The sequence below is a fragment of the Streptomyces sp. NPDC086554 genome (genome assembly GCF_040686095.1).
GTDB lineage: Bacteria > Actinomycetota > Actinomycetes > Streptomycetales > Streptomycetaceae > Streptomyces.
Genome location: NZ_JBFBJK010000006.1, coordinates 1 through 25,932, shown reverse-complemented (window position 1 = coordinate 25,932; position 25,932 = coordinate 1). Strand labels below are relative to the sequence as shown.

The 25,932-nt window shown below is 69.1% G+C and carries 19 protein-coding genes and 5 pseudogenes; 11 read left to right on the top strand and 13 right to left on the bottom strand.

The annotated features are described in order from the left end of the window. Positions 1-109: 109 nt before the first annotated feature. From AB0O76_RS11615 to AB0O76_RS11605, 3 genes and pseudogenes are all read right to left on the bottom strand, one after another. Positions 110-409 (bottom strand): annotated as a pseudogene (locus AB0O76_RS11615) (SRPBCC family protein); the annotation flags it as partial. A gap of 137 nt (positions 410-546) precedes the next feature. Further along, the gene (locus AB0O76_RS11610) at positions 547-1,326 is read right to left on the bottom strand and encodes a polysaccharide deacetylase family protein (RefSeq protein WP_365488922.1); all 780 of its coding nucleotides are present in this window, start codon (positions 1,324-1,326) and stop codon (positions 547-549) included. Between the two features lie 159 nt (positions 1,327-1,485). Beyond that, positions 1,486-2,928 carry an aminopeptidase P family protein gene (locus AB0O76_RS11605; protein WP_365488159.1) on the bottom strand — a complete coding sequence of 481 codons (1,443 nt, stop codon included), beginning with the start codon at positions 2,926-2,928 and terminating at the stop codon, positions 1,486-1,488. A 120-nt stretch (positions 2,929-3,048) separates the two neighbouring features. Between AB0O76_RS11605 and AB0O76_RS11600 the strand changes: the two are divergent. From AB0O76_RS11600 to AB0O76_RS11580, 5 genes and pseudogenes are all read left to right on the top strand, one after another. Next, positions 3,049-3,473, top strand: a pseudogene (locus AB0O76_RS11600) (FAD-dependent oxidoreductase); the annotation flags it as partial. After that, positions 3,461-3,773 (top strand): annotated as a pseudogene (locus AB0O76_RS11595) (FAD/NAD(P)-binding oxidoreductase); the annotation flags it as partial. The pseudogenes AB0O76_RS11600 and AB0O76_RS11595, both read left to right, overlap by 13 nt. Beyond that, positions 3,770-4,714 (top strand): dihydrodipicolinate synthase family protein, encoded by a 945-nt coding sequence (locus AB0O76_RS11590; protein ID WP_365488156.1) that lies wholly within the window; start codon positions 3,770-3,772, stop codon positions 4,712-4,714. The pseudogene AB0O76_RS11595 and the gene AB0O76_RS11590, both read left to right, overlap by 4 nt. Positions 4,715-4,931: 217 nt before the next feature. Then, a pseudogene (locus tag AB0O76_RS11585) lies at positions 4,932-5,226 on the top strand (proline racemase family protein); the annotation flags it as partial. Positions 5,227-5,248: 22 nt separating this feature from the next. Then, complete coding sequence (locus tag AB0O76_RS11580; protein WP_365488153.1) at positions 5,249-5,941, top strand: GntR family transcriptional regulator; 693 nt, start codon at positions 5,249-5,251, stop codon at positions 5,939-5,941. Between the two features lie 31 nt (positions 5,942-5,972). Here AB0O76_RS11580 and AB0O76_RS11575 read toward each other — a convergent pair whose 3' ends face one another. The 8 genes from AB0O76_RS11575 to AB0O76_RS11540 form a co-directional block, all read right to left on the bottom strand. Further along, complete coding sequence (locus AB0O76_RS11575) at positions 5,973-6,959, bottom strand: hypothetical protein (RefSeq protein WP_365488150.1); 987 nt, start codon at positions 6,957-6,959, stop codon at positions 5,973-5,975. Then, positions 6,956-8,698 (bottom strand): CotH kinase family protein, encoded by a 1,743-nt coding sequence (locus AB0O76_RS11570; protein ID WP_365488147.1) that lies wholly within the window; start codon positions 8,696-8,698, stop codon positions 6,956-6,958. The genes AB0O76_RS11575 and AB0O76_RS11570 overlap by 4 nt, the downstream gene beginning before the upstream one ends. A gap of 134 nt (positions 8,699-8,832) precedes the next feature. Beyond that, on the bottom strand, positions 8,833-9,387 hold the full coding sequence (locus AB0O76_RS11565; protein WP_365488144.1) for a hypothetical protein: 555 nt from the start codon (positions 9,385-9,387) through the stop codon (positions 8,833-8,835). Positions 9,388-9,423: 36 nt separating this feature from the next. Next, positions 9,424-9,855: a hypothetical protein gene (locus AB0O76_RS11560; protein WP_365488142.1), complete on the bottom strand. Its 432-nt coding sequence runs from the start codon at positions 9,853-9,855 to the stop codon at positions 9,424-9,426. 27 nt (positions 9,856-9,882) lie between these two features. Beyond that, positions 9,883-10,695: a hypothetical protein gene (locus tag AB0O76_RS11555; RefSeq protein WP_365488139.1), complete on the bottom strand. Its 813-nt coding sequence runs from the start codon at positions 10,693-10,695 to the stop codon at positions 9,883-9,885. 52 nt (positions 10,696-10,747) lie between these two features. Further along, entirely contained in the window at positions 10,748-11,308 is a 561-nt protein-coding gene (locus AB0O76_RS11550) for a hypothetical protein (RefSeq protein WP_365488136.1), read from the bottom strand. 52 nt (positions 11,309-11,360) lie between these two features. Then, complete coding sequence (locus tag AB0O76_RS11545; RefSeq protein ID WP_365488133.1) at positions 11,361-12,935, bottom strand: hypothetical protein; 1,575 nt, start codon at positions 12,933-12,935, stop codon at positions 11,361-11,363. 12 nt (positions 12,936-12,947) lie between these two features. Further along, positions 12,948-14,486, bottom strand: coding sequence for an aminotransferase class V-fold PLP-dependent enzyme (locus tag AB0O76_RS11540; protein ID WP_365488130.1), 1,539 nt, complete (start codon positions 14,484-14,486; stop codon positions 12,948-12,950). Between the two features lie 921 nt (positions 14,487-15,407). On the opposite strand from AB0O76_RS11540, the gene AB0O76_RS11535 reads away from it, so the two are divergent. The 3 genes from AB0O76_RS11535 to AB0O76_RS11525 are packed head-to-tail and all read left to right on the top strand — an operon-like array spanning position 15,408 to position 18,933. Next, entirely contained in the window at positions 15,408-15,767 is a 360-nt protein-coding gene (locus AB0O76_RS11535) for a hypothetical protein (RefSeq protein WP_365488127.1), read from the top strand. Beyond that, entirely contained in the window at positions 15,764-17,854 is a 2,091-nt protein-coding gene (locus AB0O76_RS11530; RefSeq protein WP_365488124.1) for a bifunctional polysaccharide deacetylase/glycosyltransferase family 2 protein, read from the top strand. The genes AB0O76_RS11535 and AB0O76_RS11530 overlap by 4 nt, the downstream gene beginning before the upstream one ends. 2 nt (positions 17,855-17,856) lie before the next feature. Next, the gene (locus tag AB0O76_RS11525) at positions 17,857-18,933 is read left to right on the top strand and encodes an LCP family protein (protein WP_365488121.1); all 1,077 of its coding nucleotides are present in this window, start codon (positions 17,857-17,859) and stop codon (positions 18,931-18,933) included. A gap of 14 nt (positions 18,934-18,947) precedes the next feature. Here the strand turns inward: AB0O76_RS11525 and AB0O76_RS11520 are convergent, their stop codons facing one another. Together AB0O76_RS11520 and AB0O76_RS11515 are read right to left on the bottom strand one after the other, a co-directional pair. Further along, complete coding sequence (locus AB0O76_RS11520; protein WP_365488919.1) at positions 18,948-20,264, bottom strand: phosphatase PAP2 family protein; 1,317 nt, start codon at positions 20,262-20,264, stop codon at positions 18,948-18,950. 170 nt (positions 20,265-20,434) lie between these two features. Next, positions 20,435-21,868, bottom strand: coding sequence for a PLP-dependent aminotransferase family protein (locus AB0O76_RS11515; RefSeq protein WP_365488118.1), 1,434 nt, complete (start codon positions 21,866-21,868; stop codon positions 20,435-20,437). A 124-nt stretch (positions 21,869-21,992) separates the two neighbouring features. On the opposite strand from AB0O76_RS11515, the gene AB0O76_RS11510 reads away from it, so the two are divergent. The 3 genes and pseudogenes from AB0O76_RS11510 to AB0O76_RS11500 all read left to right on the top strand — a co-directional run. Continuing rightward, on the top strand, positions 21,993-23,168 hold the full coding sequence (locus AB0O76_RS11510; protein WP_365488115.1) for an aminotransferase class V-fold PLP-dependent enzyme: 1,176 nt from the start codon (positions 21,993-21,995) through the stop codon (positions 23,166-23,168). Further along, a complete protein-coding gene (locus AB0O76_RS11505) occupies positions 23,165-24,433 on the top strand; it encodes an MFS transporter (RefSeq protein WP_365488113.1) in 1,269 nt (422 codons plus the stop codon). The genes AB0O76_RS11510 and AB0O76_RS11505 overlap by 4 nt, the downstream gene beginning before the upstream one ends. 172 nt (positions 24,434-24,605) lie before the next feature. After that, positions 24,606-25,932, top strand: a pseudogene (locus AB0O76_RS11500) (helix-turn-helix transcriptional regulator); the annotation flags it as partial.

The following is a 25,932-nucleotide window of genomic DNA, read 5'->3' as shown; positions in this document are numbered from 1 at the left end:
GGGCGGTCCCGGCCGTCCCGGCATCCCCTGCGGTCCCTGCGGTCCCTGCGGTCCCGGCGGTCCCGGCGGTCCCGGCGTCCCCTGCGCTCCCGCCGCTCTCGGCGCTCCGGGGTGACACCTCGATCTCCGCCCACCCCGTCACGAACGACCCCCGCTTCTCCAACCGGCACAGGCCCGCGCCGTCCGGGCCCGGCGGGTGCCACACCACGACCTCCATGACGTCGTCGAATCCGATGCGCCCGAGTCCGGTGCGCGCGACGAACACCGTCCCCTCGCCCGTCGGAGGCGGCGTCCTGACGGCGACCCGCGTCAGCGGGACCACATCGCCGTGCCGCTCCCACACGGTGAGCCGCCGCCAGACCTCGCGGGTGGGCAGGGGCGATTCCTGGTCGATCCGGAAGAGAGCCACCCGCCGATCCTCCCAGGTGGCGGGCTGAGCGGTCTTGTCGAAGCCCACTGCGGTTCGGCAGCGCCCCGAAGGGGCGCGGGGCTGAGCGACCGGCCGCGACGGACCCGCGGACGAGCACCGCACTTCCCGCGGAGCGCTCAGCGGTAGACCTTCCCCGGCTCCGCCTTGCCCGGCGCGAGCAGCTGCGGGACGGTCACGAAGACGAATCCCCGCTTCTTCAGGCCGTCGATGATGCCCGGCACCGCGGGCACCGTGCCCTTGTAGATGTCGTGCAGCAGGATGATGCCGTCCCGCTCCGTCTGGTCGAGGACGCGCTTCTTGATCAGCGCGGAGTCGTTCGTCGTGTAGTCCTTGGCGGTGACGGTCCAGAGGACCTCCGAGAGGCCCTCCTCGCGGGAGATCTTGTTGACCTCGTCGTTGGTGCGCCCCTGCGGCGGACGCATCAGCGTCGGCTTGTGGCCGATCAGCTTCTCTATAGCCTCGTTGGGCCTGCGCAGCTCCTCACGCGCCTCGTCGGGATCGATGTCGGTGAGGATCTTGTGCGACCAGGTGTGGCTCGCGACCTCGTGCCCTTCGGCGTCCATGCGCTTCACGAGCTCGGGGTACTTGGCTATGTGGTTCTTGCCGAGCGTGAAGAAGGTGGCGGGCACCTTCTCTTCCTTGAGGATGTCGAGCAGCCGCGCCGAGTTCTCGCTCGGCCCGGCGTCGAAGGTCAGCGCGACGCACTTGGCCTTGCGGCAGTCGACCGTGCCGAGCTTCACCTGATTCACGGCCTTCGCGGCCGCCCCGTCCTTGCGGACGGTACTGGGCGATGTGGTGTCCAGCTTGGTACATCCCGTGAGGGCCACGGCGAGGCCAAGGGCAGCTACCGCCGTAAAGGTGGGAGCTGAAAGCAACCGGTTGGCGAGTCTCTTCATCTTGTTGTTCGCAGCAGCAGGCATGCGATGACTATACATAGTGTGTATACATCGAGTGCATAGTGGGCAGCGGGGGAGCGCCCCGAAGGGGCGCGGGGAACTGCGCGACCAGCCACGACGCGCCCGCAGGTGAGGGCGGCAGTTCCCCGCGCGGAGCGCTTACCGCCCGGCCGTCAGGTCGCTCATCCAGGCCTCTACCGAGGCAGCGGTCCGGGGCAGACCCTTCGACAGGTTCTCGTTGCCGTCGGCGGTGATCAGGATGTCGTCCTCGATGCGGACCCCGATGCCGCGGTACTCCTCGGGCACGGTGAGATCGTCCGGCTGGAAGTACAGGCCGGGCTCGACGGTGAGCACCATGCCCGCTTCGAGTACGCCGCCGACGTACTCCTCGGTGCGCGCCTGGGCGCAGTCGTGGACGTCAAGGCCGAGCATGTGGCCGGTGCCTGCCATGGTGAAGCGGCGCTGAAGGCCCAGCTCGAAGACCCGGTCCGGGTCGCCGTCGAGCAGGCCCCACTCGACAAGCCGGTGCGCGAGGTGCCGCTGCGCCGCGTCATGGAAGTCCCGGTAGGCGGCACCCGGCTTCACGGCGGCGATGCCCGCCTCCTGCGCCTCGTACACCGCGTCGTAGATCTTGCGCTGGAGCGGCGTGAAGGTGCCGTCGATGGGGAGGGTCCTGGTGACATCGGCGGTGTAGAGGGAGTGGGTCTCCACGCCCGCGTCCAGGAGCAGGAGTTCGCCGGGGCGCACGGGCCCGTCGTTCTGGTCCCAGTGCATGATCGTGGCGTGCTCGCCCGCCGCGCAGATCGACCCGTAGCCGATGTGGTTGCCCTCCAGGCGGGCGCGGCGGAAGAAGGTGCCCTCGATCCAGCGCTCCGACGTGGCGATCGCGGTCGCCAACTCCCGTACGACATCGGTGAATCCGCGCACCGTGGAGTCCACGGCCTTGCGCAGCTCGCCGATCTCCCAGTCGTCCTTGATCAGCCGCAGCTCCGAGAGCGCCTCTTCCAGCTCGGCGTCGCGCTGCTCGTCGGTCGTCACCGCCGCCTCCAGCGCCGGGTCGTGGCCGCGCACGATGCGGGTCGGCGCGGCGGATTCCGTCAGCTCCGCCGGGGCGTCGCGGACATCGCGGCAGGGCAGGCCGAGCAGCAGCTCGGACTCGGCGAGGCTGCGCCGGCGGCCCATCCACAGCTCGGCCGTCATGCCGGTCCAGAACTCGTCGCTGTCCCGGCCGTCGCGGGGGAGCTGGTAGAGGTGCGCGTCATGGCCGCCGTCGGCGCGCGGTTCGAGGACCAGGGCGCAGTCCCTCGCCTGGTCGCCGGTCATGTGGACGTACGCGGAGTAGGGGCGGAAGGGGTAATGGCTGTCGTTCGAGCGGGTCTTGAGCTTTCCCGAGGGGATCACGAGGCGCTCGCCCGGGAAGCGCGCGGACAGGGCGGCGCGGCGGCGGGCGGCGTGTGCGGACTGCTCGGCCGGGCGCAGGTCCCGCTGCTCGGTGTCGGCCCAGCCCGTCCTCATCAGGGCGGAGAGTTCCTCGGAGATGGCGGGGTAGAGGCCGTTCTTGCGCCCCTCGGGCCTGGGGGCGGGCTTCGTGGAATCGGTCATCTGGTTCACCTTTTTCACCAGTTACGTCAGTTACGTCGTCTCGTGCGGGCGTTGCGCGACAGCGGTCCTGTCAGCGTAGAGACCCTTGGCCGGTAAAGGAATATGTGACATAGTACTGATGTGGCCAAGCGGCTGACCTGCGATGTTGTGGTTGTCGGCGCCGGGATGGTGGGCGCCGCATGTGCGCTGTACGCGGCGCGTGCCGGGCTGTCCGTCGTCCTGGTGGCCTCGGTGCGGGCATCGAGTTCGAGGCCAAGGGCGGCGTCATCATGGCCTCGTCGGGTGAAGGGCTCGCGGCGCTGGGGGAGTTCGCCGCCGGGCAGCGGGCAGCGGGCTGCCGGGGTCGACGCGCGGGCCGTCACTATCCCCAGGACAGCCAGGTGATGCCGTCCCTCGCGGCGGCCCAACTGGTGAGACTTGCCCGGTCGTTGGGCACTGAACTGCGCACCGGCTTGACCGTCACCGCCGTGCTCCGCGGGGTCCGCACCGACCAGGGGGAGATCCACGCCCCGGCCGTCGTGAACGCGGCGGGCTCCGGGGGCGGGAGCCCGACCCTCGCTCGTGGGCGGCGGCGGCCAAGTCCCGTACCAGAGCACGGCAGTTCGCCGCCGCCGTCGACGCCGTGTACGCGCCGCCCGCACACTGGGCCGAGCAACTCCGCGACGACACCCTCGCCTGCCGCTGCGAGGAGGTCCCCGCTCGCGGGCTGCGATGAGCGCTCCGCGCGCAGGCCGTTCGCCCGGCCAGTACCGCTGGGGGTCCTCGCACGGGCGGGCGAGGAGGAGCCCGACCCCGGCCCGCACGAATCCGCACCGCCTCGCACCGAGAAGGGACCAAGCACATGAGCACCCCCAGCACCCCCAGCACCCCCACCACGCCCAGCACCCCCGCCGCCACATCCCAGCACCGCCCCTGGCACGGCATCCTCGTCGCCACCGCCCTTCCGCTGAACGACGATCTCTCCGTCAACTACGGCAAGTTCGCCGAGCACTGCGCCTGGCTCGTCGAGAACGGGTGTGATGGTGTCGTGCCCAACGGCTCCCTCGGCGAGTACCAGGTGCTCACGTCCGAGGAGCGCGCCAAGGTCGTGGAGACCGCCGTCGCGGCCGTCGGCGGGCAGCGCGTGATGCCCGGCGTCGCCGCCTACGGCTCCGCCGAGGCACGCCGGTGGGCCGAGCAGGCCAGGGATGCGGGCTGCGCGTCCGTGATGCTCCTGCCGCCGAACGCCTACCGCGCCGACGAGCGCTCCGTCATCGCCCACTACGCCGACGTCGCCGAAGCGGGCATCCCGGTCGTGGCGTACAACAACCCCATCGACACCAAGGTCGACCTGGTGCCCGAGCTCCTGGCGAAGCTGCACGGCGAGGGGTACGTCCATGCCGTGAAGGAGTTCTCCGGGGACGTGCGGCGCGCCTACCGCATCGCCGAACTCACCCCGGATCTTGACCTGTTGATCGGCGCCGATGACGTGCTCCTCGAACTCGCCGTCGCGGGCGCCAAGGGGTGGATCGCCGGTTACCCGAACATGCTGCCCACCGCGTCCGCCGAGCTCTACCACGCCGCCGTCTCCGGCGACCTGGCCACCGCGGGCAAGCTGTACCGGCAGCTGCACCCGCTGCTCCGCTGGGACTCCAAGCCGGAGTTCGTGCAGGCCATCAAGTTGTCCATGGACATCGTCGGGCGGCACGGCGGCCCCTGCCGTCCGCCGCGTGTGCCGCTGCTCCCGGAGCAGGAGAAGTCGGTGCGTGCCGCCACCGAGCGGGCCGTCGCCGCCGGGCTCGCCTGACACGCTGGCAAACTCGTCCTGCACGCGGTCGACTCGCACACCGAGGGCATGCCGACGCGGGTGATCACCGGCGGCATCGGCACCGTCCCCGGCACGACGCTGAACTGAGCCGGTCACCACCATTCGTCTGGACACCCCCGCCGGTCTCGTCGTCGCCGAGGTCGCCGTCGCCCTCGACCGCAAGGACGACATCCTCGCCGCCGGGCTCTCGCTGATGGCCACCGCCCGCCACTCACGGCACGCGATGGCGATCCACCCCGGCTGGTTCGACCGCTCGCCGTGCGGCACCGGCACGAGCGACACGGTTCAGCGGGCGGCTTCTGGGGACGACCGAAGTGGCGGGCTTCCCCGCCGTGCTGCCCAGCTTCACCGGGCGGGCATGGGTGACGGGCACCGCCCAGTACCTGCTCGACCCGGACGATCCCTTCCCCGCGGGATTCGTCCTGCAGCGGGTTGGCATACTCGCGGCACGTGACATTGCATGTGACATTGCACGTGTGCATTGCACGTGACAGCACCAAGGAGGACCGGCCCATGACCGACCGGAGCAGCAGTGCCCCGTCCGCCGCGCCCGCGGCCCTGCCCAGCCTCGGCGGGACGCGCAGCAGCTACCGCGAGCGGGTCGCGGACGCGCTGCGCGCCGCGCTGATCGCGGGCGAGCTGCGTGCGGGCGAGGTCTACTCGGCACCCACCCTCGCCGTGCGCTTCGGCGTCTCGGCGACGCCGGTGCGCGAGGCCATGCTCGACCTCGCCAAGGAGGGGCTCGTCGACACGGTGCCGAACAAGGGCTTCCGGGTCACCGCGGTCTCCGGGAAGCAGCTCGACGAGTACAAGCACATCCGTGCGCTGATCGAGATCCCCACCACGGCGGAGCTCGCCACGACCGCGGACCCCGCCGCGCTCGAGGCGCTGCGTCCGGTCGCGCGGGAGATCGTCACCGCCGCCGCCAAGGGCGACCTCATCGCGTACGTGGAGGCGGACATCCGCTTCCACCTCGGCCTGCTCGCGCTGTCCGGCAACGACCACCTGGTCGAGGTGGTCGGGGACCTGCGCAAACGCTCCCGTCTCTACGGGCTGCAGGCGCTGGTCGACGCGGGCCGCCTGGAGGCGTCGGCCGAGGAGCACCTGGAGATCCTCGACGCGCTGCTCGACCGCGACGAGGAGGCCGTCCGCGAGGTGATGACCCGCCATCTCGGCCATGTGCGCGGCATGTGGGCGGCCGAGTAACCCGGCCGCCCCGTCGGGGACTTCGGGAAGGTCAGCTCGTGCCGGGAATCAGGAACAGGTGGATCGACTGGTCCTTCGCCCGGAAGCGTTCGTTGGCCGCGCCCTTCTTCGCCCGGTCGGAGACCACCACGACGTGGTCGGCCGAGACCCAGGACACGCCCTCGGGATTGCCGTAGACCGTGCGGCCCTTGGAGTCCGTGGGCAGGCGGTAGACCGTGCCCTCGTCCACCTGCCACTTCTTCGTCGACAGACGGCCGACCCACAGCGCGGACGACGCCTGCGACAGGACGGCGATCCTGCCGTCATCGCGCACGGACACGCTGCTGTAGTCCTCGAAGGGCAGCGAGGCGGGCAGCCGGATCGTGGCCTTGTGGTCCCACTGCTTGCCGCCGTGCCGGAAGACCTGGATCCGACCGCCGCCGGGACGCTGCCCCTCCTTGCCGCCGGCGCAGCGGTTCCCCTCACACAGGCCGAGGAGGTATCCCGTGCCCGAGCGCTCGACCCACTCCAGGCCCTCCATGCCCTTGTTGGCGTCCGTCAGGGTGAAGTCGAGCCAGGAGGAGCCGCTCGGGCGCAGTTTCGCGTCGTACTCCTGGACGCGGGCGTGGAAGCCCTTCGGCTTGACCGGCACGGCCTCGCTCAGCGTGAAGTAGTGGTCGCGCAGCTCGTCGTGGGCGAGATCCTCGTACCCTTCGACCTCCTTCTCCTTCGAACTTCCCTTGCTCTTCTGGCCTTTGGGGGTGAGGACGCCGTTCTCGGGTGCCTTCGGCGACAGCTCGCTGCTGATCCGGATGAAGGAGGTCAGGTTGTCGCAGACGACCAGGAAGGCCCCGTCGCGGTAGATGACGCCGCTCGCCTCCAGGCGGGTGCCGGCGCCGTCGCCGATCAGGTCCTGGAGCTTGGCCTCTTTCACCAGGCGCAGTTCGCGCGAGGCGTCGGCCTTCTGCTCGGCCTTCTGCTCGGACTTCTGATCAGCCTTCTGATCAGCCTTCTTCGACTTCTTGTTGGCTGCGGTCATGAGGGGAGTACCTCCATCGCGCCCGGGAACTCCGCCCCGCTGGCGCCGTTGGGATAGGTCTTGCGCAGCTCGGCGAGCTGCTGCCGGGCGTGGTCGTAGCGCATCCGCGTGTAGTGGAAGATCCCGTAGGTGAACTGCGATCCGCGGCTCAGTTCCCACTGGCGGTACGCCGCCCGGTACACCTCGTCGTTGGTGAACTGCCGGCCGGTGAACGGCTGTCCGTGCGGGCTCTCGGCCTCTCCGTACGCGGCGGACGAGATCAGCTGCCACAGACCGTCCGTACGCCCCGAGCCCTCGGCGCCGATCAGCGCGGCGACCCGCTCCGGGCCGAACTCGGTGTCCAGGAGGTACTCCAGGTGGTCGAGGTAGTACTGGCAGAAGTCGTGGTGCCGCAGCAGGTTGGTGAAGAGCGGAAGCCGTGAGACCTCGTGCGGGGCATGCGTGATCCGGCAGTAGTTGCGGGTCATCGCGGGCCAGTCGAGCAGGTCCGTGTACTGCCACGGCGTACCGAAGAAGTCGATGCCCGAGCTGTTGTCGTAGTCCCAGGGGACGAGCGTGAAGTACGGGCGGTCGATGAAGCTCCGCGGGTCGCCGAGCCGCCCCGAGTTGTAGAGGTAGTAGTTCGACGGGGTGGCGAAGTAGTTGTCCCAGCTGCCGAGCAGGACGTTGGCGCCCGCCCAGCGCAGGAAGGCGCGGACGTTCAGCACCTGCTCGACCGACTCGCGGAAGGCGTCACTCGCGAACCGGTCCTCGCCGCCCGGCAGTTGGACTCCGTTGACGGTCCGGATGAGCGTGGCGAGATCGTCGTACGTGTTGGCGGCCGGGTCGTCCTCGTTCGTCTTCAGACGGTACGTACGGTCGTCCTCGACGCTGCCCGCTGTGAAGTACTGGCGGCCGTCGTCGTCTCCGCCCGTGCCGGTGCGGTGCTCCAGGGTCGCGCAGCCGACGTCGCCGCAGTACGCCTTGTAGAGATTGCCCGCGGAGTTCTTGCCGAAGTGGTCCTTCAGGAACTTCTTGTCGACCTGCTCGATGACCGAATAGAGGCCCATGTAGCGGTCGTTGAGGGAGAACGTCGCGTACGTGTGCTGCGCCGCGGGAATCCCCGCCCGGTCGAGCAGCCGCCAGGCGACGGCCTCGCGCATCTGCGACGGGTCGTTGTACATCGCCTTGAGGTTGACCCGCTCCATGCCGTAGAGCCGGTCCTCGCTCTCCCCGACCTCGAAGTCGACCTTCCAGGACCGCTTGGGCGCGTGGGCCGTCATGTTGCCGCTGTTGACCATCGAGAACGCGCCGGTCGACAGGAGCGTGTCGCCGGGGGTGGCGCTCCTGGCCAGGGTCAGCCGGGCGCCCGGCGGGGCCACCATCACCTCGTCGGCGGTCAGCACGCCCTGCGGCCAGCCGGTGACCTTGACCTGATACATGTCCTGAGCGAAGAACTCCTCTTTGTTCTCCGCGGAGTTGAGGAGCGTCTCGACCAGTTGTCCGATCGCGGTGATCCGCCCGTCCGCGTCCAGGAGCAGCAGCCGGCCGTCCGCCGGCGCGTCGCCCTGCTCGGCGAGCAGCAGGTCGTACAGCACACCGAACTCGGCCTTGGTGCGCAGCGCCGCGTCGACCGGGCCCGCCGCGGCGTTGGCCTCCGTGGCGAGCCTGCGCGCCGTGCCCCGCGGCAGCCCGGAGATGACGACTGCCTGGTTCTTGAACGCGTCCTGGAACGTTCCCTTGTCGATGGTCCTGTCCACGCCGGCCTCCCAGGGGTGAACTCTTCTCTCTACGCCCGGTGGCACATGACCGCCAGGCCGAGAACCGGCCCTGTGCCCAAGAGGCCCCTCCGGCGGAACACGCCCGCCGGAGGGGCCTCAGAGGTGTGCTCGCGTCACACGCCGAGGATCCTGATCGACGGATGGATCGCCGTGTTCAGGTACAGCCTCTCCTTCTTGCGCTCCTGCTCCAGCTCCATCACGAGCCGGTAGCGGTACAGGCCGGGCTTCGCGGTGGGACTGACCGCGCCCGCCCAGTAGTAGTAGACGGACGTGAACTTGTCCCGGGTGCGGTCCGGACCGCCGTAGATCTTCAGTTCGTTGAAGATCCTGCGCTCCGACACGTCCTCCTCGTCACCCACCTCGGTGTCGAGGAACACGATGTTGTTGATCTTCGGCATGGGCGGCCAGGTGCCGTCCGGGCGCTTCTCCATGTCGATCGGCCGCACGATCCAGTTGATGACCTGCCCCTGCTTGCAGACCGTCTCCAGCGAGGACGTGCCCTGCCCCTTGCCGCCGATGCTGTTGTCCATCATGTACATCGAGTCGCTCAGCGAGCCCGTCTCCGTCGCCCGCTCCATGTTGATGAGCGTCACGATGTTGAGCTGGACCGAGTTCAGCTGGCCGGGATTCTGCTTCTCCGGCGCGACGCTGCGCGTGCTGGTCGTCATCGTTCCTCCTTCGCGTACACCGTCATGACTGCCCGGTCACTGGCCGACGATGGCCGACGCCTGTGTGGTGGTGAGCGGTTCGTCCCTCGTGCCCAGCTTGAACTTGATCTGGTACGGGATCGGGCCCGCGGCGGTCTTCTTCACCGTCCCGGTCCAGTACGCGACGTCGGTGCCGGGATACACCTTCCGCTCCGGCTCGCAGAACTCGCTGTCGATGATGATGCCGTCGATGGCGACGAACGCCTCGCACTCCAATGCCAGGCAGTTCCACAGGAGTTGGTCACCGCGCTGGGCCCTGGTCTGCAGCTCCCCGCTGGCGAACCCGGTGGAGCCGCCCGACTTGTTCGTGTCGTACATGTACAGGTGGCCCTGCAGGTTGCCGCCCGCGAGGGCGCCCACCGCGTCCACGACTGCGGTGATGGAGATCGGCCGCTTCGCCGCGGCCTCCCGCCTCTGCTTGGTGGTCATGTGTTCCTCCTCGTCCGGTGTGGGTGCTCAGGTGCCCTGGGCGGGCCGTGGGGCCGGGGGGATGGGCAGCGGGCCGATTCCCGCCTTGGTGAAGGCGTTGCGCCGCGGTTCCGAGGTGATCCTCACGGACGAGGAACACGTCAGGTTCACCGGCTCCCACCGGATCTCGCCGTTCGTCTGCGCCAGTTTGTGCAGCTGGATGCGCATCGTGTACGAGTACGTCCCCGGGCGGGACGTGTCGACCGACGCCGCCCAGTACCAGCCGTCGGTCACCATGTCCGGGGAGCCGTACTCCGCCGGATACATGATCTTCGCGTCCACGGCCTCGCCGTAGATGTCGGTGATCACCGGGGCCGGGTAGCTGGCCGTGCCCGCCGACTCCTCGGTGACGACCTGGCCCGTGACGTCCACGATCTTCTGTCCGGACATCCGGCCACTGGTACGCCGCGTGGTCTTGACCCGGGTGCCCACGTTCCTGCGGATGCGGCTGAGCTCGGCCGCCGCGTCGGCGCTCGGCACCGTGGACTTGGCCGCGAGGTCCTGCAGTTCGGCGAGGGCCTGCTCGTCGCTCTGCCGGGCCCGCTCGACCTCGTAGCCGCGGGGCACGGTCGGCGGGATGGAACCGAGGCTGTACGGCAGCCAGTTGAGCACCTGCTCGCTGGCCTGCGACCCGTCGCGCCAGTACGAGCCGTGGACCGCGGTCACCAGATCGCCGGTCCCCTGGTTCGTGGAGCCGTGGAGCTTCATGTTGTCGAACAGGTAGGTGTTGCCGTCGAGCGTGTTGGACTCCAGCGCATTGCCGACGTCCACGAGCACGATGATCGCCAACTGTTGGGGCATGATTCCGCCTTCGTCGTCGTTCCCGGCCTAGCCGTTGTCGTCGGGTCTGCCGCTACTGGCACATCAACGCGGGGGAGTCGATGTGCATGATGCTGTTGGGGCCGTCGTACATCTGGACTTCGAGCCGGTACTGGTACGGCACGCCCCGTGTCATCCAGTGCGGCACCACGCCGGTCCACACGTCGAGGTCCAGCTTCGCGCTCGCCGGTTCGCCGTGCGCCTGGGCGCCGACCGAGGCCGTCGCCGGGCCGAGCGCACCCGGTGCCGGGGCGCTCGGAACGGGCCCGCCGGGGCTGCCCGCGGCGGCCGCGCCCTGCGGGAGTGCTCCGGGTACGGCCGCCCCCGGAGCACCCGCGGCGATGTGGCCGTTGCCCGGCACGAACGAGATGTTCTTGATCTCGACCGGCGTCTGCAGGTCCACGGCGAGCGCGGTCCACGAGACGACCTGACCGGGCCTGACGACGGTGACGAGATTCGGCGTCCCCTGGTGGGCGCTGTTGAACGCCCCGTCGTCCACCATGCAGAGATTGCCGTCGAGCAGCGACTTGATCGACAGCGCCCCGATGACGTCCACGACGGCGATGATGTTCACTTGCGATTTCGTTCCACTCACGGTCATTCCACTCCTGTCTGCGCACCTGGTGGTTGCGCGCGGTGCCCCGCGCCTAGCCGCGGTCCCGCACCAGCGGGACCTTGCCGACGGCGGTCCGCTCGATCTCGGCGGACAGCCTGGGCACGAACTTGAGCTGGAGGGTGTATCCGGTCTTCTCGATCGACGCGGTGTTCGCCTCTCCGTGGTTGAACAGCGAAAGGGCCCGTGGCAGGGCGTTCACGAACACCTGCTGCAGGCCGTAGGGGCCGAGTACCGTGTCCGCCCGGTACGTCAGGCCGAGCACGTCGTCGACCGACGCGAACAGCGTGATCTGCTTGCCCTCACGGTGGTTGACGAACTGGACCTCGTGCGCCACCGCGTCCAGGTCGACCACTTCGGCAGCCTTCAGCTCGTCGCGCAGCGAGGCATAGGCCCGCGCGGCCGAGTACTGGCTGTCGTTGATGTGCAGCACATCGCCGGTACGCCCCGCGAACTCGAACCGCTGGGTCTTGAGGCCGGGGCCCTCGGTCCTCGGCCGCCGGATCATCCGGTCGCCCAGCTTCAGCCGGAGCAGCGGCGCCTCGTGCGCGTGCAGCCGGGTGACGACGAGCTCGCCCTCCTCGCCCTCCGCGACCCAGCGCCCGTTCTCGTCGACGATCTCGATGAAGTGCAGGCCCGGCACCGCGGACAGATCCGGCGACGCGGCGTCGAGCTGCAGCCCGATGGTCTCCGCCTGGGTGGCGGCGAAGTAGCTGAGGATCGAGAGATTCGGGTACAGCGCCTGGAGTTCGACCCGCTTGCGCTGCGAGAGCACCCCGCTCCCGTACAGGGCGACGCGGAAGCTCTCCCTGGACTCCTGGCGCATGCCCGCGCCCAGCTCGCTGAGGATGCCGATGCCGGCGGAGATCCCCATCAGCGCCTTGGGGCCCTTGTAGGAGAACATGTGCTCGAGTACGGGGGCCGTCACGGGGCCCGCACCGACGTAGTTGACGCCCGGCACGTGCGAGAGGACGCCGCCCACCATGGTGCCGCTGCTCCACATCTGGTAGTCGGCCAGCGTGGTGAACAGCCACTTGGGGTCGCTGCCGCGCAGATGCTCGGCCAGCTGATAGGCGCCCATGAAACGCCCGGCGATCTCGTAGGTGTCCTTCAACTCCCGCAGGGAGTAGACGACTTCGAGGGGTCGGCCGCTGCTGGTGCCGCCGCTGGCCACGACCTCGAACTCGCCGCGGGTGAGCGGGACGACCATGCCGGGCCGCGACTCCATGAAGAAGTCGCGCTGAACGTCCTTGTCGGACAGCGGGATGCGCTGCCATGCCTCGTACGACTCGGGGGCCTGGACGGTGCCCGCGCCGCGCAGCCTCTCGCGCCAGAGCGGGTTGAGCATCACCGTGTTCACCATCTGCTGCAGACGGCGCAGGACGAGCGCTTCCTGGACCTCGTGCGACACCTCGCTGTACGGCGCCTGGCAGACGCGCTCGCATTCCTGGAGTTTGCTCGCGAACGAGGGAAGTACGGTTACGGCTTCAACCGATTCGGGCCGTAACTCCCAGTCGGGGATCAGCCAATGGGCCAGTTCGGTGGCGCCGCCGGGCGCGGTGGCGGTCGGTGGAACATGTGTGGCCTGTGGAGCGTGCGATGTACTCAACATCCATCCCCTCTAAGCTGTTTCTGTTCCCGGTTCGCTGCTGAGTTCGCTACTGAGGATTTCCCGTCCCGTCGCCTTGATCTCGGAGATCAGCATCCGGAAGTGCCCGTCGGTGACCTGATGGTTCATCATGACCACGCGCAGTGCGGCCACCCCATCGATGTTCACCTTGGAGATGAAGAAGTTTCCCCGGAGTTTGACGCGATTTCGGATGGCGATCTGAAGGTGGTGCACATCCTCCTTCCTGATGTCCGCCGGGTGATATCGGAAGCACAGGATGTTCGCCTCGGGACGGTGCAGCGTCTCGAAGTCGGGATCGGCCCTGAGGATTCCGTGGGCCTCCTCCGTCAACCGGCAGAGATACTCGATCTTCTCCGCGAAAAGCGCCGGTCCGTACATGGCCCAGAGCGTCCACAGGGTCATGATCATCGGGCGCTTCGTGCACTCGAAGTTCTTGCCGCCGCTGTCGTACGCCGTGTATATGTCCGGCTCCTCGTCGAACACATAGCTGGCCTTCTGCCGGAACGCGGTGCGGCTCGACTCCTTGTCCCGGTAGAAGAGCATGGTGCAGGGCGCGGGCACGAACATCATTTTGTGCGCGTCCCAGGTCAGGGAATCCGCCTGCTCGATTCCCCGCAGCTTTTCGCGGAGCGTGTCCGACACCAGGAGGCTCGCCCCGTGTGCCCCGTCGACATGCAGCCAGAGATTGAATTCCCGGGCCAGTTCCGCCAGTTCGTCGATCGGGTCGAAGGCTCCCACCGACGTACTGCCCGCCGATGCGACCAGGCAGAACACCTTCAGGTTCTGCCGCTCGGCCGCCGCGAGGGCCGGGCGGGCGTCGGCCACCGAGATCTGTCCCTGCGGGTTCAGCGGCAGCCGCACGAGCTGCGCCTCGCCGATGCCCATCACACCGGCCGCGCGGGCGACGCTGTAGTGCACGTCCGCGCCCACCGCGATGGCGGGCCGGGGCTGTCCCCGCACGGCGGAACCGCCGTGCGCCCAGAATCCGGGCAGCTTCTGGTTCCGGGCCGCGAGCAGCGCGGTGAGGTTGGCCAGCGACCCCCCTGACGTGGTCACCATGGTGAATCGAGCCGGGTCCCAGCCGATGAACCGGTTCAGCTCGTCGGCCATGATCCGCTCGACCACGTTGGGCAGTTGGGCCGCTTCGTAGAACGACGCCGGCTGGTTGATCACCGAGCTCACGAAGTCGATGACGCCGGCCAGCGGTACGACGCCCGAGAACTGCCGGCCCATGTATCCGGGCGAGTGCACCTGGATGCCGGTCCTGATGTACAGGTCGATGATCCCTGCCAGCTTCTCCTCGTCGAACGCCGCGACGCTCTCGCGCTCCGTCGTCATCAGAGCCCTCGCGGCCTGCGAGAGCAGCGCCGGATCCGTCAGCTCAAGGCCCCTGATGGAGAGATCGGAAAGGTGCTTCTCCAGCTTCGCGAGAGCGGTTTCGGAAGTCTCCCTGAACAGCTGGGCGTCAAACGCGTCGAGCAGTAATCCGCTCCCTTCGGAAACGGGATTGTTCGGCCGAGATTCCGTCACGAGGGTCTCCTTCAGAAAGTCCCTGTGTTGCCCGACATGGTCGTGTGGGGCGCACGCAACCTGCGCAGATTCCAGAGTTTTTGAGCATGCCGAAGAGCAGAAGGACTTCGATGCCGATGCGGCCTACTCGGCTGATCAAGCCGGGCAGCAACACCCTTTCCGGCGGCCCGCGTTCAGCGGTGACCGCACGGAACTTCCCCTTCGAAGGAACAGCCTTTTGTGTTACAGAGCGGCGCGGACCCCCCGGTTCTCACGCCACTCCCGCACGATCGGCGTCTCCCCCCTCATGCCCCTCGTGGTTCCCCCCACGTGGAGCAACCGTAGGGCCAGATGTTTCGGATAGGTGACTCTTCTAATGGTCTGTCTGAAAACAGTGCGCGCCGACCGATGCCCTTTCCATTGCTCTTGGCCACAACTGTGTTCACAGGCACCCCACATGTCATGCGGCTTCCTCCATTTTGAGACAGCTGGCCGAAGGCCGTGATCCGGGGGTGCGCGATACGTTCGCAGGGCACGCAAGGGGTGACGCTTCGATTCACCGGACGGAACGGGTCGGTGGCGCATGATTTTTGCCAATGTCATGTGACTGGCGAGTTCAGCGCATTGCCGCGAGGGGGAGCGGCTCATTCTGAGTGGGTGAAATTCTGGCCACGCCGATTGATTACCAATTCAACCGGCCGCGTTGTTGGTCCAGGCGTGTCCGAGTAGGGTCGGGGGCTGCGTGACGGCTGACGGCTGCACCTCGGCCTCCCGGCCCCACCCGGGAGGGCGCAAGTCATGCGCGCGTACGGGAACTTCCGTACGCGCCGGGCACCGGGATGCGGTCCCCGACGTCTCACGTGCGGTACGGCGGACCCCCGGGCCCGCACCCCCCACATACACAAAGAGTCGCGCGTGCGCGGCCGCAGATCAGGAGCACCAGTGCAGGGCATCCCCCACATAGCCAGCACACCGCACGACGGGCGATCGTCGCCCGTACCCCCTGCCCGCAGGGAGCAGTACACGGCGCACCACCCAGCGCGGGAGGTGACGCGGCGCACGCCGCCCCAACTCCCCGTCTTCATCGACCAGTCGGGCTGGCGCAGGCGGACGCTGCAAGGCATGGCGCTGGCCGTCAGTTGCGCCTGCCTCGGGTATCTGCTGCTCGTCGGCACGGTGATCAGCGGCCTCTGGCAGCCCGTCGGCACGCACCCGCCGAGTACGAAGGGACCGGCGCCTTCCGCGCCGGACACCGGCACGGCCGGCAGATCCGCCCCGCCGGCCGGAGGCCCGAACCAGTGAGCCGGCGTGCCGCTGTCCGCCGCCCGCCGCGCGGACACTGGCTCGTGCTCCTCCTCGTTCTCCTGGTGGTCGCCGTCGCCCTTCTCTTCGAGGGCTGGACGACCCACCAGGTCGATGCCGCGCGCACCAAGCCGCTGTGCACCCGGCCCATCCCGCGCGAGGCGGACGACGGCAAGCCGCTGCTGCGATTCGGCCCGAACGGGGTCACCACCGCGGCCATGCCGCCGGGTACCGTCGCGCTCACCTTCGACGGCGGGCCCGACCCGGTGTGGACGCCGCGCCTGCTCGACCTGCTGCGCAGGCACCACGCGCGGGCGACCTTCTTCGTCTACGGGAAGGACGCGGCCCGCCACCCGGAGCTGATGCGGCGGATCCTGTACGAGGGCCACGAGATCGGGTCGTACACCTACAGCGGCGGCGACCTCGGCGTCGCGTCGGTGCTGCGCGCGCGCCTCGAACTGTCGCTCACCCAGACCGCTCTCGCGGGTTCGGCCGGCGTCAACACCACCCTGCTGAGGCTGCCGCACACCACGGCCGCGGACACGCTCTGCGGCCCGCAGTGGCCGGCCGCGCGGCGCGCGGCGTCGCAGGGGTACCTGGTGGTCGCGTCGGACCACAAGGACCGCAAGCCGTGGCGCGGCCTCGTGACCCAGCACAGCCAGACCGACCTGGGCTACCACGAGGCCCAGGACCTGCTGCGGGACCGCAGCGTGAAACAGTTCACCACCGTCAGCGGCGGCCTCGGCCGGCCCTCCTTCCTCGAAGAGGTCCCGGTCGCCCAGGAGATCAAGGGCGAGGGCCTGATCTGGTCGCAGCGGCTCGGGCGTGCCTTCCTCACCGTGATGGTGTGGACGCTGACCCTCACGGGCCTGCTCGGCGTCCTGCGGATGCTCCTGTTCGCGGTGTTCGCCCGGCTCCACGTGCGCAGGCTGCGCCGGTACCGGCCCGGCGCACCACGGCTGCGCGAGGTGCGTGACCCGGTGACGGTGCTCGTGCCCGCGTACAACGAAGAGGCCGGTATCGCCTCCACCGTGTACTCGCTGCTCGCCTCCACACACCCGCACTTCCAGATCATCGTCATCGACGACGGCTCGACCGACGCCACAGCCGACATCGCCGAGGAGATCGACGACCCGCGGGTGACGGTGATCCGGCAGCCCAACGGGGGCAAGCCGAGCGCCCTCAACACCGGCCTGGCGCACGCCCGGCACGACATTGTCGTGATGGTCGACGCCGACACCATCTTCGAACCCGAGGCGCTTGCCCGGCTCGTCCAGCCGCTCGCCCACCCGGCGGTCGGCGCGGTCAGCGGCAACACCAAGGTCGGCAACAGGCGCAGCCTGATGGGCAAATGGCAGCATCTGGAGTACGTACTCGGATTCAACCTGGACCGGCGGATGTTCGAGGTCCTGGAGTGCATGCCGACGGTTCCGGGGGCGATCGGCGCCTTCCGCAGGGACGCACTGATGGGCGTCGGCGGTGTCAGCGACGAGACCCTGGCGGAGGACACCGACCTCACGATGGCGCTGTGGCGGGCCGGCTGGCGCGTCGTCTACGAGGAGTCGGCGGTCGCCTGGACCGAAGTGCCCGGCACCGTGCGGCAGTTGTGGCGTCAGCGCTACCGCTGGTGCTACGGCACTCTCCAGTCGATGTGGAAACACCGGCACGCCGTGAAGGAGATCGGTCCCGCCGGACGCTTCGGCCGACGCGTGCTGCTGTACGTCACGCTGTTCCAGATCGTCCTTCCGCTGTGCGCACCGGTCGTCGACATGTTCGCCCTGTTCGGGGCGTTGTTCCGCGACCCCGTTGAGGCCGGCCTCGTCTGGTTCGGGTTCCTCGCCGTCCAGTTGGTCACCGCCGCGTACGCGCTGCGGCTCGACCGTGAACGGCTGCGCGTGCTGTGGGTGCTGCCTCTCCAGCAGTTCGTCTACCGGCAGTTGATGTACCTGGTGGTCATCCACTCCGTGACCACGGCGCTGCTCGGCACCCGCCTGAAGTGGCACAGCATGAAGCGCGCCGGAACCGCCGACCCGTATCTGCTCGAAGCGCCGCCCGAAGAGGCGCGGCGGAGCCTGCAAGGGAGTTGACCATGACAGATCCGCTTGCCGCGCGTGAGCGGTTCGCCGAGCGCCCCAGCTCCCACTACGGACCTCGGCGCGCCCACGCCCGGCAGTCGAAGGTGAAGCGCAGGAGGCTGCGGCGGGCGGTGCTCGTCGTGCTGGCCGTCGTGGCCGTCGCGGTGGGCGGCACGTACGGCTGGGCCGAGACCCGGCTCCAACGGGACGTCGACCTGGGCGCGTACGGGGACCGTCCGCCGCCCGGCGAGGGCACCAACTACCTCATCGTCGGCTCGGACAGCCGTGACGGGCTCTCCGAGGGCGACGTGAAGGACCTGCACGCCGGCGGGGGCGGAGGGCGGCGCACCGACTCGATGATGCTGCTGCACACCGGGGCCAACGGCACCAGCATGGTCAGCCTGCCGCGCGACTCCTGGGTCACCGTGCCGGGCCGCCTCGACACGACCACGGGCAAGACCAAGCGACCCGAGGGGGACAAGCTCAACGCCGCGTTCTCCTACGGCGGCCCCGAACTCCTCGTACACACCGTCGAGCAGAACACCGGCCTGCGCATCGACCACTACGCGGAGATCGGCTTCGCCGGGTTCGTGAACATCGTCGACGCCATCGGCGGCGTACGGATGTGCCTCGACCGGGACATCAAGGACGAGAAGTCGGGCGCCGACCTGCGCAAGGGCTGTCACACCCTGAACGGCAAGCAGGCGCTCGCCTTCGTCCGTCAGCGGCACCAGGAGAAGGAGGGCGATCTGGGCAGGTCGAAGAACCAGCAGAAGTTCCTGTCGACCCTCGCCCACCAGGCCGCCCGGCCCGACACCCTTTTCGACCCGCTGGAGATCGGACCGGCCGTGCAGGCCGGGCTCGACACGCTCATCGTCGACAAGGACATGAGCCTGCGCGATCTCAGCAACATGTTCCGCGCCGTGCAGGGCGTCGCGGGCGGACACGGCAAGCAGATCAACGTACCCGTGTCCGGCATCGGCGTCCCCACGCCCAAGGGCAACGTACTGAAGTGGGACGCCGAGCGGTCGGCCCGGCTCTTCGACGACTTGCGACACGACCGGCCGGTGACGGAGACGGGGCGCCGCTGAGAGCTGGGCACGGCTCACACCAGTTCGGCTGCCGGTCGCGGTTCCGTCTGCGTCGGCAGCCGCACCGGTGCGGGCGTCGCGTCCCACGCTCTTGTCGTCCGTACGTAGCCGTAGATCACTGAAGCCATCGACAGCAGGACGAGGGGCCCGAACACCCAGGGATACCGGGCCATCTCCATCGGCAGATAGCGGTACGACACCAGGAGCGCGGCGAAGACCGCCGTGCCGTGGGCGACAAGGCGGACTCCCGACCTGTCCCAGCCGCGGTCGAGCGCGCGCAGAGCCGCCTCGATCGTGAGCACGAACACCACGCCGGCCACGAGATCCACGCCGTAGTGGTAGCCGAAGCCCAGCGTCGCGCCGAGTGTGGCGATCAGCCAGAACGTGCCCGCCCAGCGCAGCATCCGTGGGCCCTTGCGGGAGTGGATGAAGATCGCGGTGGCCCACGCCGTGTGCAGGCTCGGCATGCAGTTGCGCGGGGTGATCCCGTCGTACGGCACCGGGTGCGGGGCGCCGATCGGTGGCGGTGTGTGCGGCCACAGGTCGGCCACCGCCCACTGCAGACCGCCGGTGCCGGAGGTCCCCGGGCCGTAGGTGAAGATCGGCCCGACCACCGGGAAGAGCATGTAGAAGGCAGGCCCGATGAGGCCGATCACCAGGAAGGTGCGTACGAGATGGTGGCGTGGAAAGCGGCCCTCGCTCGCGACGTTGCGCAGCTGGTACAGGGCGACGGCGACCGCGGCCACCGCGAGCTGGGCGTAGACCAGGTCGAGAATATGGGTGCTGATCGGGCCGCTGGCTTTGAGTAGCCGGCCCGCCAGCCACGAGGGGTTGCCCAGCGCGTGATCGGCCATGGCCACGTAAGGGTCGAGCACGGTCGGGCGGGTCTTCGCCGTGATGAGCAGCCAGGTGTCACCGGTCTTGCGGCCGGCCACGAGCAGCAGGCCGAGGCCGACGCCCTTCAGGAGCAGGACACGTTCCTTGCCGGTGCGGCGCCTGATCGCGAAGACCGCACAGCCCAGCATCGCCCACAACGCGCCATTGCCGAAGAACTGGTCTTCGGGCACCTCGGCGTCGACCGCCCACCGCACCAGCACGAAGACGACGTCGATGCCGATCGCCGCGCCGGCCGCGATGAACCGTTGCCGCCAGGTGAGCACCACCATCATCAACGCCAGACCGCCGTACAGCGGGCCCGGTTTGGGCGGGAAAAGCACCTCTCGCGCCTGGTTGGTGATCGGCCCCGGTACGCCGCCGTAGCGACGCGCGGCGATCTCCAGCGCGATGAGGAATCCGAGGGCCACCACACCGGCCGTGGCCCACAGGATCACCCGTGGCCGACGCCATGCGGCGAGCTCACTACTGCGGGGTATTCGCGAAAGCACCCGCGAAACTATAGGTATCAATTGCCTGGCCGATTTGTTAGGTGATGTTCAACTGGGTCGCCCGTCGAGTAGCCGATCATGCCATCGGAGTGGTCCGCGGTCGCGGGTCGGTGCCTTCAGGCCGCTGTGGTGCCGAGGCCGGCGAGCGCGGCCCCCAGTCGGCGCGCCCCCTCCGTCAGCTCCGCGTGATCGGCTGTCGCGGCGAACCCGATGCGCAGGTGGGCCGCCGGTGGCTCGGTGGCGAAGTAGCGGCTGCCTGCGCTGACGGCGACGCCGCGTTGCCGGGCGGCGGCGGTGAGGACGGTGTCGTCCACGCCCGGCGGCAGGCGTACCCACAGGTGCAGTCCGCCCGTTGGCGGCCCGGCCAGGGTCGCACCGGGGAGCTCCTGGGTGAGCGCGGCGGCCAGTACGGCGCTGCGTTCCCGCAGCGCCGTGCCGAGCGAGCGGACGTGCCGGTCCCAGGACGGGGAGCTGAGCACCTCCAACGCGGCTTCCTGGAGCGGGCGCGTGACGAAGAAGTCGTCGACCAGGCGCACCGCACGCATGCGCTCCATCACCGGTCCGCGGGCCACGAGCGTCCCGATCCGCAGGCTCGGTGCGGCGGGCTTGGTGAGCGAGGTGACGTGCACGACCGTGCCGTCGCGGTCGTCAGCGACCAGCGGTCGCGGTACTGCCCTGCCGTGTCCCAGATGCCGCGCGAAGTCGTCCTCCAGCACGAACGCGCCCGATGCGCGCGCCACATCGAGGATCTGGCGGCGCCGTTCGGGCGTGAGCACGGTGCCGGTCGGGTTCTGGAAAGTCGGCTGGCAGTACAGCAGCCGCGCGCCGGTCATCGCGAACGCGTCGGCCAGCATGTCGGGCCGCAGGCCGTCGGCGTCGAGCGGTACGGGGACGGGCCGCAGCCCCGCGGCGCGGGCGGCGGCCAGGGCCCGGGGATAGGTGGGGGACTCGACAAGGACCGGGCTGCCAGGACCGGCGATGGCGCGGAACGCGATCGAGAGGGCGCTCTGCCCGCCTGCGGTGACCAGCACGTCGTCCGGCGTGACGCTGCCGCCGACGATCCGGGCGAACACGGTGCGCAGCGCCGTCAGGCCGCCGGCCGGGGCGCGGTCCCAGGCGTCCGGACGGCGTGCCGCCCGCGCAAGTGCCGCGCTCAGGGCCCGGGTCGGCTGGAGCGAGCGGTGCACATAGCCGCCGTCCAGCGTGATCGTCCCGGCCGGAGGCGGGCCGAGCGGGTCGGCGATCAGGTGGGTGTCGACGGCGCGGTCGGTCAGGGCGACCGTCTGCCAGTCGGTGTCGGCGGCGTCGGCTTCTCCGTCGAGTTCTCTGTCGAGCCGAGTGCGCTGCGCCGCGTACGTCCCGCTGCCCGGACGGGTCACCACCACGCCCTCGGCGGCCAGCGCGGCGATGGCCCGCGCCACGGTCGCCGGGCCGACCCGGTACTCCTTGATCAGCTCCCGGCTGCTCGGCAGCCGGTCGCCGGGCGAAAGCCGGGAGACCAGTGCACGGAGCCTGTCGGCCAACTCGACAGAAGTGCTACTGTCATTCATGAGAGACAACAGTAGCGCTTCTGGTCCTGGTCAGGAAGCACTTCAGAAGGCACTTCAGGAAGTTCCGGCACTTCAGGCAGTTCCGGAAGCACTTCAGGGCCAACTCCAGCTGGACGTCGCCGCTTTGCGAGCCGACACCCCCGGCTGCCGCCAAGTCATCCACTTCAACAACGCGGGCTGCGGACTGCTTGCGGCGCCGGTCCTCGACGCGATGGTCGGGCATCTGCACCTCGAAGCCCGGATGGGCGGTTACGAGGCGTCGGCCGCCCGGGCCGCCGAAGTCCGGGAGTTCTACACGGAGATCGCCGCCCTCATCAACACCACGCCCGACAACGTCGCCTTCGCGGGCAGTGCCACCCACGCCTACGCCAATGCCCTGTCGTCGATCCCGTTCGAGACCGACGACGTCATCCTCACCACCCGCGACGACTTCGTCTCCAACCAGATCGCCTTCCTGTCCCTGCGCAAGCGCTTCGGCGTACGCATCGTCCACGCGCCCAACATCCCGGAAGGCGGCGTCGATGTGGAGGCGATGGCCGCGTTGATGCGGACCCACCGACCCCGCCTGGTGTCCGCCACCCATGTCCCCACCAACTCGGGCCTCGTCTCGCCCGTCGTTGAAATCGGCCGCCACTGCCGGGAGTTGGACCTGCTCTACCTGGTCGACGCCTGCCAGTCGGTGGGCCAGTACGTCATCGACGTGGAGGAGATCGGCTGCGACTTCCTCACCGCCACCTGCCGCAAGTTCCTCCGCGGCCCGCGCGGTTCCGGATTCCTGTACGTATCCGATCGCGTCCTGCGCGCGGGCTACGAACCGTTGTTCATCGACATGCACGGCGCCCGCTGGACCGAGCCGGGCGGCTACGAGCCCGCGGCGACGGCGGCCCGCTTCGAGGAGTGGGAGTTCCCGTACGCCACGGTGCTCGGCAGCGCCGCCGCGACGCGCTATGCCCGCGAGGTCGGCATCGAGGCCATCGAGCAGCGCACCCCGGCTCTCGCGGCCCGGCTCCGCGACCGCCTCGCACCGATCCCGGGCATCCGCCTGCTCGACCGCGGACCGCGCCTCGCCGCGATCGTCACCTTCGGTGTGGCGGGCTGGCAGCCGCAGCCTTTCAAGTCGGCCATGGACGCCCGCGGCATCAACTCGGCGCTCAGCTACCGGGAGTTCGCGCAGTTCGACTTCGGGGACAAGGGCGTCGACTGGTGCCTGCGCCTGTCGCCGCACTACTACAACACCGAAGAGGAAGTGGACCACGTCGCGGACGCGGTCGCGGAACTCGCCGCCCAGGGACGGCGATGACCACCACACAGACCCGCACACGCACCGAGGAACCGCCCCCGCGGAGCCTCTGGCGCAACGGCGACTTCCTCAAGTTCTGGCTCGGCGAGACCCTGTCGCTCCTCGGCACCCAGGTCACGAACCTCGCCCTGCCGCTGACCGCGATCACCGCCTTCGACGCCAGCGACGAGCAGGTCGGCATCCTGCGCTTCCTGCAACTCGTCCCGTATCTCGGCCTCGCCCTGCTCTTCGGGGTGTGGGTGGACCGGGCCCGACGGCGGCGCATCATGCTCGGCGCCAACGCCGTCCGGATGATCCTGCTGGCCCTCGTCCCCGTCCTGTACTGGACGGACGCGCTCAGCCTGGCCTCGCTTCTCGTCATCGCCTGCGCCGTCGGCGTGGCATCGGTGCTGTTCGACGTGAGCTGGATGTCGTACGTACCCACGCTCGTACGCGACCCCAAGCATTACGTCGAAGCCGGCGCCAAGATGGGCATGAGCTCATCGGCGGCCGATGTGGCGGGGCCCGGGCTCGCGGGCGTCCTGGTCGGCGCGCTGACCGCGCCCGTGGCGCTGATCGTCGACGCCTTCTCGTATCTGGTGTCCCTGATCTCGCTGCTGCTCATCCGCACGCCCGAGCCCCGCCCCCAACCGCCCTCCGCACGACGGCACTTGCCCACCGAACTCCGGGACGGGCTGCGCCTGGTGCTGAAGAATCCGATCCTGCGGTCGCTGGCCCTGATCGGGTTCTGCTGCAACTTCTCCATGATCACCGTCTGGACGATGTTCCTGCTGTACGGAACACGGGACCTGCACCTGGACTCGACGACCCTCGGCGGCATCTTCGCCACCGCCTCCGTGGGCGGACTGATCGGCGCGGCCATCTCCCGACGGGTCATCCGGCGCTTCCGACTCGGCCTCGTCTACGTCGTCGCCCAGTCGGCCCTCCTCATAGGGCCGACACTGATCGTCCTGGCCGCAGGCCCCCGGCCGGTGATGGTGGGGATGTTCGTCCTCTCCTTCTTCACCACCTACCTCGGACTCGGCGTCGCCGGCGTCATCATCGTCAGCCTGCGCCAGGCCAGCACCCCGCAGTCGATGATGGGCCGCATGACGGCGGTGTTCCGCACCCTGCTGTTCGGCGGCGGCGCACTCGGCGGCCTGTTCGCGGGCCTGCTGTCCGGCCGGATCGGCGCCCAGGGCGCCCTGACCGTGGCGGCGATCGGCTCCGCCGCCGTACTGATCGCGCTCATCCTGTCCCCGGTGAGCCGACTGAGCGAACTCTGACCGCGCCCTGGCCATACAGCTCTCCCGGACCAAGCCCAGGCAAAATTGACTGGGTGGCTCTGTAGCGGAGGGTTATTCAAGCGTCGAGGAAAAAGAGCGTCTTGAGTCCACCCTGAACTCGCGAGAGTTAGAATGCTGGGATTCCCTGCTGAGTACGTGCGCGGTGGATGAGTTGACGGACATTCTCCTTGGGGCGGCCGACGGCCGCCCTTTGGTGTTGGCCCTGGATGATATGCAGTATGCGGATCCGGCCAGTCTGCAGGCGCTCCTCCTGATGCTGCGTCGACTTGCATCGAGACCTGTCATCGCGGTATTCGCCGAGTGGCGAATACCGAACTCCAATGGCCCGGGGGTCTTGTCCGAGTGCATCAAGCAGCCATATTTCCATTACTTGAAATTGGGCCCGCTTTCTCTTGGCGGCGTGACCGATTGGCTGCGGCAGCAACGTCTCGGCGAGGCGCGTGCCGAGCGACTTGCCCCTTCCTTCCTGGCGGCGACAGGAGGGAGCCCACTGCTCCTGCAAGCGCTGTGCCAGGATCAGTTGTCCGATCAGTTATCCGATCAGTTATACGGGCGCACCGAGCCTGATCCCGAAGACGTCGAGTGGGTTCCCGCGGAGGACGAGGTTTCCGTAGGGGCCCATTTTCAGGTCGCCATCGAGGCCTGCCTGCACCGCTGGGACCCTCAACTGCTCGAAGTGGCGCGCGGCTTGGCCGCTCTCGGCGGACCGGCATCCGCTGCCGTACTGGCGCGGCTGCTGGGGAGTGAACGCCGGACAGTGGAAGAGGCGTTGAGCGCTCTCACCGGCACGGGACTGCTTCGTTCCGGGTGGTTCTGTCATTCCGCCGCCCAAGACGCCGCGTTGAGCGGGCTCGACGGGGACACACTCGCCGCGCTGTACGAGCGCACCGCCCTGCTGCTTCACCATGACGGCGCGGTGCCGTCGAAGGTTGCCGAACGCCTCGTCGCCGCCGGAGGCACCCCGCAGAACTGGTCCGTGGGCGTCCTGCGCGACGCGGCCCGGCAGGGCATGAGGGAGGGGGATCCAGGTCGCGCGGCCGAGTTCCTCGACGTTGCCCGTGGAGCCTGTGGTGACGCCCAGGAGCGGGCCGAGGTCTTAGGGGCCCTGGCACGGGTCCTGTGGCTGGTCAAGCCCTCAGCGGTGACCTCGCTGCTGGTGCCGCTGTGCTCGGCACTTGAGGACGGGAGTCTGGACGGCCGCGGCATGGTGCTGCTCAGCAGCTCCCTCGCCTGGCAGGGCGGGGCAGAAGAGGCGGCGATGGTGCTTGAGCGTCTTGACACGCAACAGTGCGAGTTCGATCTGATCGGCGCTGCCGAGCTGATGCTGGTACGTCAGTGGCTTCGCTGGGTGTCGCCTCTCAGGGGGAAGGGCCGTGCCGATGGAACGGCGTGGGCGGACTGTGCGGGGGAGGGGGAGGGGGAGGGGGAGGGGGTGGGGGTCGTGGCGGGGTGCGACGGCGTGTCGTTCGCCGACCTCG